This is a genomic window from Affinundibacterium amnicola (assembly GCF_014284275.1).
In the GTDB taxonomy this organism is placed as follows: domain Bacteria; phylum Pseudomonadota; class Gammaproteobacteria; order Burkholderiales; family Burkholderiaceae_D; genus Undibacterium; species Undibacterium amnicola.
This window is the reverse complement of the sequence record NZ_JACOFU010000006.1, coordinates 265,629-277,861: the sequence shown is the minus strand read 5'-3', so window position 1 is coordinate 277,861 and position 12,233 is coordinate 265,629. Positions and strand designations below refer to the sequence as shown.

Annotated in this window: 8 protein-coding genes; 2 read left to right on the top strand and 6 right to left on the bottom strand. The window is 44.2% G+C overall.

From position 1 onward, the window contains the following. Positions 1-593 precede the first annotated feature (593 nt). Positions 594-2,216 carry an NAD(P)/FAD-dependent oxidoreductase gene (locus tag H8K33_RS15380; RefSeq protein ID WP_186891933.1) on the top strand — a complete coding sequence of 541 codons (1,623 nt, stop codon included), beginning with the start codon at positions 594-596 and terminating at the stop codon, positions 2,214-2,216. A 62-nt stretch (positions 2,217-2,278) separates the two neighbouring features. Here H8K33_RS15380 and H8K33_RS15375 read toward each other — a convergent pair whose 3' ends face one another. From H8K33_RS15375 to glnA, 5 genes are all read right to left on the bottom strand, one after another. Continuing rightward, entirely contained in the window at positions 2,279-3,106 is an 828-nt protein-coding gene (locus H8K33_RS15375) for an HDOD domain-containing protein (RefSeq protein ID WP_186891932.1), read from the bottom strand. A 214-nt stretch (positions 3,107-3,320) separates the two neighbouring features. Next, a complete protein-coding gene (gene ntrC / locus H8K33_RS15370; protein ID WP_186891931.1) occupies positions 3,321-4,775 on the bottom strand; it encodes a nitrogen regulation protein NR(I) in 1,455 nt (484 codons plus the stop codon). An 85-nt stretch (positions 4,776-4,860) separates the two neighbouring features. Further along, positions 4,861-5,922 carry a nitrogen regulation protein NR(II) gene (glnL, locus tag H8K33_RS15365; protein ID WP_186891930.1) on the bottom strand — a complete coding sequence of 354 codons (1,062 nt, stop codon included), beginning with the start codon at positions 5,920-5,922 and terminating at the stop codon, positions 4,861-4,863. A 78-nt stretch (positions 5,923-6,000) separates the two neighbouring features. Beyond that, positions 6,001-6,492 (bottom strand): DUF4124 domain-containing protein, encoded by a 492-nt coding sequence (locus H8K33_RS15360; RefSeq protein ID WP_186891929.1) that lies wholly within the window; start codon positions 6,490-6,492, stop codon positions 6,001-6,003. 117 nt (positions 6,493-6,609) lie between these two features. Then, positions 6,610-8,025 (bottom strand): type I glutamate--ammonia ligase, encoded by a 1,416-nt coding sequence (glnA, locus tag H8K33_RS15355; RefSeq protein WP_186891928.1) that lies wholly within the window; start codon positions 8,023-8,025, stop codon positions 6,610-6,612. A gap of 613 nt (positions 8,026-8,638) precedes the next feature. On the opposite strand from glnA, the gene H8K33_RS15350 reads away from it, so the two are divergent. Then, on the top strand, positions 8,639-9,097 hold the full coding sequence (locus tag H8K33_RS15350) for a rhodanese-like domain-containing protein (protein WP_186891927.1): 459 nt from the start codon (positions 8,639-8,641) through the stop codon (positions 9,095-9,097). Between the two features lie 137 nt (positions 9,098-9,234). Here the strand turns inward: H8K33_RS15350 and H8K33_RS15345 are convergent, their stop codons facing one another. After that, positions 9,235-12,195, bottom strand: a complete 2,961-nt coding sequence (locus tag H8K33_RS15345) for a TonB-dependent receptor plug domain-containing protein (RefSeq protein ID WP_186891926.1) — start codon at positions 12,193-12,195, stop codon at positions 9,235-9,237. Positions 12,196-12,233 lie beyond the last annotated feature (38 nt).

Below are 12,233 nucleotides of genomic sequence, written 5' to 3'. Positions count from 1 at the left end.
AAGGCATGCCGCCAGCGTTCAATCTGAGCCAGGATCAAACTCTTCAGTTTAATCTCTGTTACTTGTTTCCATTTCTGGAATTCGTTCTTTCGAACGAGTCGCTCACTCAAAATACTGACAGTTGCGATCATGATTGCTCACTATCGCGTCTTATCTTTACTTCTTGTGAACATTTGATATTTTTTAAGTTTCCTAACTACCGAAGTAGCTAGTCGCCTCTTTATCAAGTGCCCACATTTATTGACTGTTAATTGTTAAAGATCTTATTTTTTTCTACTCAAACTCACCCAGAGGATTTTGTTTTTGCTACGAAGCGTTGTGTTCGTCAGCAGCAGAGAAACGAGATTATGCAGCACTTCTTTATTTCCGTCAACCCCCTGTTTTTACTACCGTTTAAATTTGAGTTTCTTCAACCTTAATTCAAACATCAGGAACTTAACGACCAGCCACTCGCATTTCTCTTATTTCACACCCGCATTTCTGCGGGAGCCGAACTATAGCAAAGAATCTCCCATTTGTGCAAGCCTAGATTATTTGGGGCATTTATTCAGTAGCAGTTAAAATACACCTTTGATTTATTGAGCTCTTTTATTATGTTACGCCTTACCGACATACAACTCCCACTTGACCATACTGAAGCCGATTTAAAGAACGCTATATTAAAGCGATTAAAAATCGACTCCGATGATCTACTCAACTTCGACATATTTAAGCGTAGTTATGATGCTCGCAAAAAAACCGCCATCGTCTTGATATATACGGTTGATGTCACCGTACAAGATGACGATGCGCTACTACATAGAATTAAAGATATACAGGGTCAAGCAAAAGTCAGCAAAACGCCAGATACCAGTTATAAATTTGTCGCCCACGCGAATAAGCATGATTTTCCACGACCAGTGGTGATTGGATTTGGGCCTTGTGGCCTATTTGCGGCACTGATTCTGGCACAAATGGGATACCGCCCTATTGTCTTAGAACGCGGCAAAGCGGTACGCGAACGCACCAAAGATACTTGGGGTCTGTGGCGTAAGCGTGAGTTACAACCAGAATCTAATGTGCAATTCGGTGAAGGTGGTGCTGGCACGTTCTCAGACGGCAAGCTCTATAGTCAAATTAAAGATCCAAAACACTATGGCCGCAAAGTATTAACCGAATTCGTTAAATCTGGCGCCCCCGAAGAGATTATGTACGTCAGCAAGCCACACATTGGCACCTTCCGTCTGGTGAAAATGATTGAGGAGATGCGCGGCAACATCATAGAATTAGGCGGCGAAATTCGCTTTCAACAGAAAGTTACTGACTTTGATATCAAAGATGGGCAAATTTGCGGACTTACTATCAATGATCACGAGAAGCTAGTAACTGATCACGTCGTCTTGGCTGTCGGACATAGTGCACGCGACACTTTTCAGTTGATTTATGACAAAGGCATCTATGTCGAGGCTAAACCATTTTCTGTAGGCTTTAGAATCGAACATCCACAATCGATTATCGACAAGGCGCGCTTTGGGCCAAACGCAGGAAACAAAATTTTAGGTGCAGCAGACTATAAGTTAGTACATCACGCGAAAAATGATCGATCAGTGTACAGTTTTTGTATGTGTCCGGGCGGCACAGTGGTCGCAGCGACCTCTGAGCCGGGACGCGTGGTAACAAATGGCATGAGCCAATATTCGCGCAATGAACGCAATGCCAATAGCGCAATCGTCGTGGGCATATCACCTGAAATTGATTACCCCGGTCATCCTCTCGCCGGTATCGATTTTCAACGAAAACTGGAAAGCAAAGCATTCGAAGTGGGTGGTGGAACTTACAATGCGCCAGGCCAACTAATCGGTGACTTTTTAGCTAATCGAGCATCCACTGAACTCGGCGAGGTTGTGCCATCCTACAAACCTGGAATCACTTTATGCAATCTGGCGGACGTATTGCCCGCATTTGCAATCGATGCAATTCGTGAAGCGATTCCCGAATTCGATAAACAAATCAAAGGATTTTCATTAAAAGATGCCATCTTAACGGGTGTTGAGACTCGCACCTCGTCACCAATCCGCATTAAACGCAAGGATGACGATTTACAGAGTATTAATACACAAGGGATTTACCCAGCAGGCGAAGGCGCTGGATATGCTGGCGGAATTTTATCCGCAGCAATCGATGGAATCAAAGTTGCCGAGGCAGTAGCATTAAGCATCAACAAAAAATATGCGTAAAAAAGCCGGGTTGAATAACCCGGCTTCACAACGCAAATCCACATTCAAACTCAGCTTCACATTTAGCTTACCAAGTCTTCCAAGCCGGCCGCCAATTCCGAAATTGGTGGCATTTCGTTGAGCATATAATCGACAGAAATTCCCGCTTTTGCCAACACTTCAGTGGGTATAGTTGCTTCCATTTCTTCTTTCGAGTATTTATTTTCTTCTGCTCGAGCGCGCCATACCGCTAGATGAATAACACCAGCCATTGGTTCAAATGTCGCGGATGCTAAAGGCTGAGGAAATCCTTTGATTACCGATGCAAAATTATCTGGGAAGCGCCAACGCCGCGCCAATTCGGCACCAACATCAGAAAAATCATATCCAAACGAGGTACGTTCAACATCAAGTCGACGCGCATCCAAAAGGCCTGCTATTTTGTCAATTTGCAGTGTTTGCTCTGGCATCGCGGCATGCATCACTAGTTGACCAATCGCATGCATCAATCCCACCGTGAAAGCAAAATCTGAATTGCCACCAATTTTCTTTGCAAGGCACTTTGATATCACTGCAGTATGCATACTGTAACGCCAGAATTGTTTCAAATCGACGCCAGGCATCGCCTTAAAACCCCCAGTTAAACCACTGCTGATTACCAAAGTTCGCACTGTCATAAAGCCCAACATTAACACTGCATCATCCACAGTTCCAATACTTCTGGATGAATGATAGTAAGACGAATTAGCCAGACGCAAAATCTTTGCACTCAATACCTGATCTGCGGCTAACTTGCGTGCGATATCATCAATTGACACATTATCGTCGTTAAAACTATCAATCACTTCTTGTACAACTTTTGGAATAGTGGGTAGTGCAGTTTGTTGCTGAAATAGTGCGTCGAAATTCATAAATATCTCCCAAGTATTACAGCATCCAAGACTATTTGAATCATTCACCAAAAAACTAGAAGTGATTTGGTGAATTTTCATTCTGAACGCAAATTTCATTTATCTGCAACTGCAACTTTGCATCAAATTCAATATCAATTTACGTAAAGAAATAATACTCCGATAAGTGTACTAAGAAAATATTTTAATGCGCTGGCATAGAAAAAACGACACCTTACTCGTCCTTCACCCCATCAATACTCAATTCCTGAATTTTCCGACTAATCGTGTTTCGCCCAATTCCCAATCGTATTGCCGCTTCATTCTTACGACCATGCGTGTGCCGTAACGCCGCTTTAATCACGACACTTTCAAAATCACGACTGAGCTTAGACATAATTTCCTGCACCCCTTGCTGTAATAATCGATCAGCCTCACGCTCTAACGACGCGAACCAAAGCAGCTCGAGCTGCGAAGCCATCAGCAGTCGATCAAGCGCAGGAATACTTCCATCGGACACCAAAGTAGCGGCAGCCAAAGGCAACAACTCAGTTGGCAAATCGGCGACTTCAACGACCTGTCCTGGCGCCATCACGGTAATCCAATTACACAGATTTTCCAATTGACGCACGTTTCCTGGAAAATCCAACCCGGAGATATACATTAATGCAGCTTCTGATAATCGCTTTGCATCCACACCTAATTGCTTCGCACTTTGGATTAAAAAATGCTTCGCGAGAAGAGGAATGTCTTCACGCCTTTCGCGCAAACTCGGAACTCGCAGGCGAATTACATTTAATCGATGAAATAAATCTTCACGAAACACACCTTCCTTGACGCGCTCTTCAAGATGTTGATGTGTAGCCGCGATCAAGCGCACATTTGCTTTTAAGGGTTGATGTCCACCGACCCGATAAAAATGTCCGTCCGAAAGCACTCGCAGTAAACGCGTTTGCAGATCAAACGGCATATCGCCGATTTCATCCAAAAACAAAGTACCGCCTTCAGCCTGCTCAAACCGACCACGTCTTGCGGTTTGCGCACCAGTGAACGCACCACGCTCGTGGCCAAATAACTCCGACTCCAACAGATCTTTAGGAATGGCTGCGGTATTTAAGGCAATGAAAGGTTGATTAACACGCGGACTATGTTTGTGCAAAGCCCGCGCCACCAGTTCTTTACCGCTACCAGATTCACCTGTAATCAAGACCGTCACACTAGATTGCGACAAACGACCGATGGCACGAAAAACTTCCTGCATTGCTGCAGCATGCCCGAGAATTTCCGTCTCGACGTCAGTCACCAATTCAACGGTCGCTTCACGCGCACTTTCTTCGAGCGCGCGACGAATTAATTCAACCGCTTTTGACAAATCAAATGGCTTTGCCAAATATTCAAACGCGCCGCCCTTAAATGCAGCAACCGCTGAATCAAGATCGGAAAATGCGGTCATGATGATCACTGGCAAACTTGGCAAACGCTGCTTAATTGTTTGCAGTAAATCCAAACCAGAAGCGCCATTCATGCGTATGTCTGACACCAATACTTGTGGCGATTCTTCATCTAGCGCCGACAACACATCGTCTGGATTCATAAAACTACGTGTGACAAATCCTTCACGCGCCAGTGCTTTTTCTAACACCCAGCGTATCGAATCATCATCATCTACAATCCAAATATTCTTCTTCATTGATCAGCATCTCATAAATTAAGGTTTTCTCGTCATACGCACCGTTTGAGCGCATACAACCAGGCAATTCATGCGCGATTATGGTTCACGGCAGTGGGATCAAGATTCGGAAATCCGTACAACCAGGTCGACTTTCACAATCAATGACACCCGCATGTTGGGTAATAAATGCCTGTGCCAATGTCAATCCCAATCCACTACCACCATCACGCCCTGAAACCAGCGGATAGAAAATCCGGTCACGAATATTCGGTGGAATGCCCGGACCGTTATCAATGATATGCAAGTCTAATGCCAGTCTGTAGCGAATTTTCGCTAATGTAATTTGGCGCACGACACGTGTCTTAAAAATGATCTCAGCATCACCTTCGGCCATACGCATTCGTAGCGCTTGGGCAGCATTATGTGCAATATTTAACACCACTTGAATCAGTTGCTGCTGATCACCTCGAAATTCTGGAATCGATAAATCATAATCACGCTTAATCGTTAAGCCCTTCGGAAACTCAGCCATGATCAAACTACGCACACGCTCACATACTTCGTGAATATTCACATCGGCAATCACTTGTGGCAAACGATTTGGTGCCAATAAGCGATCAACCAATACCTGCAAACGATCCGCCTCTTTGATAATGACTTGGGTATATTCACGCAATTCTTTTGCATCTCGCTCAGGCAGCTCTAACTCTAACAACTGCGCAGCACCGCGAATTCCGCCCAGCGGATTCTTAATTTCATGCGCCAAATTACGGATTAATTCTTTGTTCTCTTTGTTTTGATCTTGCATGCGCTCTTCACGATCAAGCTTGAGCTGCTGTACGTTTTCACGTAGCTCAATCAGAACCGGGGTCTCAGGATGATCAAGCGCAGTCACAATGCTGTGTACATGCAATGGTTCATGTCCACTTCTCTGCAAAATCATGTCTTGACGTCGATCCGCAAATTGCTGTGCAACTGCTTGCTCAAAACCACTTAAGAGTTCATCACCATTCAAAAATAAATCTTTAAGCTGTAACTTGTAGAGTAATTTAAACGGTCGTTCCAACAAATTTTCAGCAGCCGGATTGGCATAAACAATGCATCCCTCTGGATCCATCACCAATACCGCTGAGGCTAATAACTCTAATCCTGCGAATTTATTCATTGATATTGAACAGATTTGAAATTGGATTAAAAAAAGGCCGCAATAGCGACCTTTTCTGATGTACCCGTATGTCAGGCCTTATTTCAGGTTGCTAATTTCACGCTTCAACGCTTCGATATTTTTTTCCGTACGCGCCAAATCATTTTTTAAATTATTCACCCGCTCTACATATTTTGATGGCTGACGCTCATCAGCACGGCGCTCAACTTCACCACCGTTATATTCTTTCTTAATCGCTACTAACTTTTGCTCTTCAACCTTTAACTCATCCGTCAAAATCTGCTTACGATCTGAATCGCGTGCTTTTTGTGTACTATCATCCACTTTGGGAAAATTACTTGGGGTTGCCACAGGTTTAGAGGCTGAATTTGAAGTGGCTTTTTTTGTTGACGCTGGGGTTGATATCGTATTTACGTGCGGCAAATCTACCAACTTACAACCTTTTGTAATACCTGTATTTTTGTATTCTTTCTTGCCATTCGCATCAACACACAAATACACATCGGACTGCGCCAGCACCGGAGCGCAGCACGTAAAAATCAAACCAAGACCGATCAGATATTGCTTCATAGTGGGTAAAGTAAAGTAGTCAAGAAGAGCTTAGTGTATGCCAAGCCTTGATTTTGCACAATTACCCATCTTACTTTGAATAAAAAAGCGGGGCTAGCCCCGCTTTTTTTAGCAAAATTACAGAGAGTAATACATATCAAACTCAACAGGATGTGTCGTCATACGCATACGCTGAACTTCTTGCATCTTCAATTCAATGTAAGCGTCGATCATGCTGTCACTGAACACGCCACCGCGCGTCAAGAATTCACGATCTTTGTTCAATGCATCCAAGGCTTCTTCCAAAGAAGCGCAAACTGTTGGGATCAATGCATCTTCTTCTGGTGGCAAATGGTACAAATCTTTCGATGCAGCCTCACCTGGGTGAATCTTGTTTTGTACGCCATCCAAGCCAGCCATCATCAATGCAGAGAAACACAAATATGGATTCGCCAATGGATCTGGGAAACGTGCTTCAACACGGCGGCCTTTTGGATTAGCCACATAAGGAATACGAATAGAAGCAGAACGATTCTTCGCAGAATATGCCAATTTCACAGGAGCTTCATAGCCTGGTACCAAACGCTTGTAAGAGTTCGTACCTGGATTAGTGATCGCGTTCAATGCTTTCGCATGTTTGATGATACCGCCGATGTAGAACAAGGCAAATTCAGACAAACCTGCATAGCCGTCACCTGCAAACAGGTTCTTACCATCTTTCCAAATAGATTGATGCACGTGCATACCAGAACCGTTATCGCCAACGATAGGTTTAGGCATAAAAGTCGCTGTCTTACCGTAAGTGTGTGCTACGTTCCATACGACATATTTCAAGTTTTGCGTCCAGTCAGCACGCTCGACCAAAGTGGAGAACTTCGTACCGATTTCATTTTGGCCTGCACCAGCAACTTCATGATGATGCACTTCGACTGGAATGCCTAAGGATTCCAAGATTAAGCACATTTCAGAACGCATGTCCTGGAAGCTGTCGACTGGTGGCACTGGGAAATAACCACCCTTTACTGTAGGACGATGACCTGTGTTGCCGCCTTCGAGTTTCTCACCTGTAGTCCATGAAGCTTCATCAGAATCGATCTTCACGAAACAGCCAGACATATCGATTTTCCAGCGTACGCTATCGAAAATGAAGAATTCTGGCTCTGGGCCGAAGTAAGCGGTGTCACCGATACCAGAAGATTTCAAATATGCTTCAGCGCGCTTAGCGATGGAACGTGGATCACGGTCATAACCTTTACCATCTGCTGGTTCGATCACATCACATTGCATAAACAATGTTGTTTCTTCCATAAATGGATCGATATTCGCTGTATTTGGATCTGGTATTAACAACATATCAGATGCTTCAATACCTTTCCAACCAGCGATAGAAGAACCGTCAAATGCATGACCAGATTCGAATTTATCGATATCGAAGTGAGAAATAGGCACAGTGACGTGCTGTTCTTTACCGCGTGTGTCAGCAAAACGGAAATCAACGAACTTCACTTCGTTGTCTTTCGCCATCTTCAACACTTCTGCTGGGGTCATTGCCATTTGAAACTCCTTCAATCGTTCAAAAATAAGTTTAGGAACTACTACATCAAACCAAAAATGCGCAAAAAATATGCAAAATTACTGCAATCTATTTCCATTCTCACTTCGCTTTATGACGCAGCGATGTCGAAATGCACCATCACAATGCAAAAGAGAATACAGAACACGACGAGGATATTAGCAGAAAGCGTGCCATGTACAAGGCAAACTAAGCAAGTAAAACGACTTAATTAAGTCTTTGTTTTATATGGAAAAATCAAGTTCGCAATACTTCATTAACAATTCCATAAAACACCTTACGCACCAAAACTGGGCTTATTTTTTCAAAAGCACCATTTTAGTGCAAAAGTAGTGCGATAAATTGGTGCATGTGCTTCACTGACATTTCTTAAGCATGAAATCTAACTGTGCGATAGAAAACATCGATATTGAGAGCTAGGGCGTGTCGACCAAATCAAAACACCAAAACGAATTGATCGCTCAAATGAACAACGCAGCACGCTATCCTTTTGGTAAGATCTTGCGCTTACCCAATGTGCATCCAAACCGAACAGCTCGCTACTCAGCATCACAAACATCCAATTGAAAACTTACGATCACACAAAGGAATACTATGAATGAGATCATCAGCAAGGCAAAACAACGCGGGCAAGAGCAAAACTTGCCATATGCGGGTGCCGTGACTCCAGAAGAGGCGCATCTTTTGCTACAAACAGACAGTCAAATTGTACTGGTAGATGTCCGTACTAATGCTGAGCGCGATTGGGTTGGTCGCGTCAATATCAACGAAGAACAACACAAAGCTGTCCAGTGGAGCCTATACCCTGGTGGCACCCCTAACCCTGATTTTATGACGCAATTGCAAAGTGTGATTGCCGATCGAAACACGACGATCTTGTTCTTGTGTCGCTCTGGCGTGCGCTCGCGTCATGGCGCAAAGCTAGCAACTGACAACGGCTACACGGCTTGCTTCGATATCTTGCAAGGTTTTGAGGGAGATAAAGATGCACACGGTCATCGTAAAACTGTCGGCGGCTGGTGCTCGGCAGACTTACCTTGGCTTGGTGCTTGAGAATTGATGGCTTGTTGAATTAGTTGTTAAATTAGTTGTTAAATTAGTTGTTGAGTTTCGCCTAAATCAGTCTCAACCTACACAGACTGAAGATCGAGACTGAGTGAAACGAAACCCAACAGGAATCAACACGAGGATTACATGAACTTATAACTCGCCGACACGCTAATTACACGACCAAATAAGTTCAAACTATGGTTGTAACCTTCCCAGCCATAGGGATCGAAGAATGGTTTGGTATTTAAAACATTTTTAATGTTCATCCCCAAACGCAAGTCTTTGATTGGCGTCCAAGCCAAACTCAAATTGACCGTTTTAAACGCAGGTGCTCCGCCACAATGATTCGGTGCGACTGCCACTCCTGTCGCCGTACAAGTTTGCGGATTATTGCTCAGTGCATCGTTCTTGTCGTAAGCCCATTTTGTACCACCCGTGTAATTCACGAACAAGTTGCTACTGAAGTCACCATACTGCCAACCGACATTCAAATTCGCCCGCAATTTTGGATTCCCATAATAACCGACATAATTTTGTGAGAATCCGTACCCATCATCACCATTGTAAGCATTGCGGTTCATGATGGTTGCAGACGATCCTAAATTGAGTTTGCCATATCCACCAAGATCAAAACGTGCATGTGCATCAATGTCAAAACCATCTATCATGGTGCGGCCACGATTCATGTATTTGTTCGTTAAGCCAGCCAAAATACCGACAGAATACTTTGGTACACCGCCAGCACATGCTGTCGCGTTCGCTGGATTTGCACACATGCCAGCCACAGCAGCCATATTTGCTTTATCGAAATCAGTGATCGGTGCACGTACAGCGTTCGGTGCACCTATCAATGCAGGACCATATTTTTCAACAGCTTGATCATAAACTTCGGTGAAATCTTGACGCACAATTTCGTTGCGACGATAAACGAACCAATAGTCTAAGGAAACGTCAAATTGCTTGCTGGCTTGGTAGACCAAACCGAGCGTACTAATCTTGGCTTTTTCTGGTTGCAAATTCGGATTTGGCGGCGTCAATCCGCCGATATTGATGCTGCAGTTTGAATTTAACAAAGATTTTCCAAGATCTTGATCGGTAGTCGTCACTGACTTGATCAATAAATTGGCGATTGCATTGGTCTCATCACAGCGCACTTTGTCACGCATCCCACCACGTTGCGCATACACACCACCCACACCAGATTCAGCCAAATTAGGCGCGCGGAAACCTTGTGAATAGGTGCTACGAACTAACAAATCACTGACAGGACGATAGGTGACGCCGACTTTAGGCGCAATGTTCGCAGAAAAATTCGGATACTTATCAATACGCGCTGCGGTATTCACTTCAAGATTTTTAGCGAATGGAAAAATTCCTTCAGCAAAGACCGCTGAAATCGTACGCGATCCATCAAACCAAGAGCCACCTTGTTGGGTGATTTTTCCGTTAGCAGCGTCTTGATTTCCGGGGGTCTCAAATTCTTCGCGCATCAAATTAACACCAAAGGCCGCACGTGCATCGCCACCGGACATTTTGAATAAGCTGCCCTCTAACTTCGCATCCCAAGTAATCAATTTAGTCCACGATTGAATATCAAAAGTGGGATAGGCTTGTCGCAACAACTCAGCATTTTTCTCGCTGATGACACCGAACTGATAAGCTGGATTGTCCGCAATATAAGTGCGTTTTGTGATTGGATCGACGGTGAAGGGACCGAAAGCTTTTTCAAAGCCATCTTTATTGACATTGATGGTTTGGAACAAAGTTGAATGACTACCTGCCACCGCAAGCGCGGATTCGACATCCCACTGTCCTAAAGTACCACGAACCCCAGCCATTGCACGATAAGTTTTGTCAGTATTTTGTTGTCCAAAATGGCCTTGCGCATCTTGCATCAAATAGGTCAGACCAGCAGCCCCGCCCATCTTATCTTTTAAATCTTGGCTCATATTTTTCAAGTACACATTATTCGGGCCCAAATAAGGATACGTGAAAGTGTTCAGTGTCGTACCTGTGTTACGCGAATACCAGTTTGCCGTCCCGCCACCACTGCTAAAAGAACGTGGTCCATTTTCGCCACGCATGTCGATATCGGTATAAGCGACTTCAGCGAATCCTTCCCAATCTTGCGATAAATTCATACGGCCACTAACAAAAATAGTCGCGCGATCTGAAGTCGGACCGGTATCTAAAGAATAGGGCAAAGTATTCCAAATACAGCGCGTACCAGCACCCTCAGTAATAAATGTCGAACAACCAGAAGCCGCTTGTTGATAGCGTTTATTATTTGCGTTTTTGTCGAATACAAAAAGTGTTCCGGTATTTAACACACCTGGCTGACTACCTTCGGCGATCCGGAAATTGCTAATGTAAGATGGATTGTTTTTATAAAACTGTGCAGGCCGTTTGAGATAGGTATCTTCCAATGCGATGCGATCACGTTTATACAAATTGACGGAACCATACACGTTGTAATTATCTTTCGCCAAATCACCGAAACCAAATAAAGCACTGGCCTGACGTTCGCCGTAGGACTTAACATCTCGCGAACTATCAATCGCGGCGCTCGCTTGCAAGCCGTTGTAAGATTTTTTTGTAATGATATTGATGACACCGGCAACAGCATCTGAACCATAGACTGCCGATGCACCATCGGTTAACACTTCCATGCGCTCAATTGCTGCAGCAGGAATCGCATCGATATTCACAAATTGCGTTTGAAATCCTTCTGGTGCACCATAAAAAGACAAACGACGACCATTCAATAAAATCAAAGTTCCTTGCGCACCCAAGCCTCGTAAATTCGCTTGCGAAGCACCATCAGAGCCAGTAAACATCGAACGAAAATCTTGCTGTGCCGGGCGCGCTGCTGGTAAGTTATCCAACACTTGCATCAGCGTTCGTGCCCCCATACTTTCAATTTGCTTAGCATCGATGATCTGAATCGGCGATGCCGTTTCTGCATTCACACGTTTAATGCTAGAGCCTGTTACTTCAACCTTCTGTACTTTTTCCTGCTTCTTGTCATCATCCTCGGCCGCAACACTACTCGATGCAAATCCGACTGCGAACAAGGCAGCCGCAAGCTTAGTTAATCTCATTGGTATCTCCTATTTTTTAGTTACTTCATCTCATCATC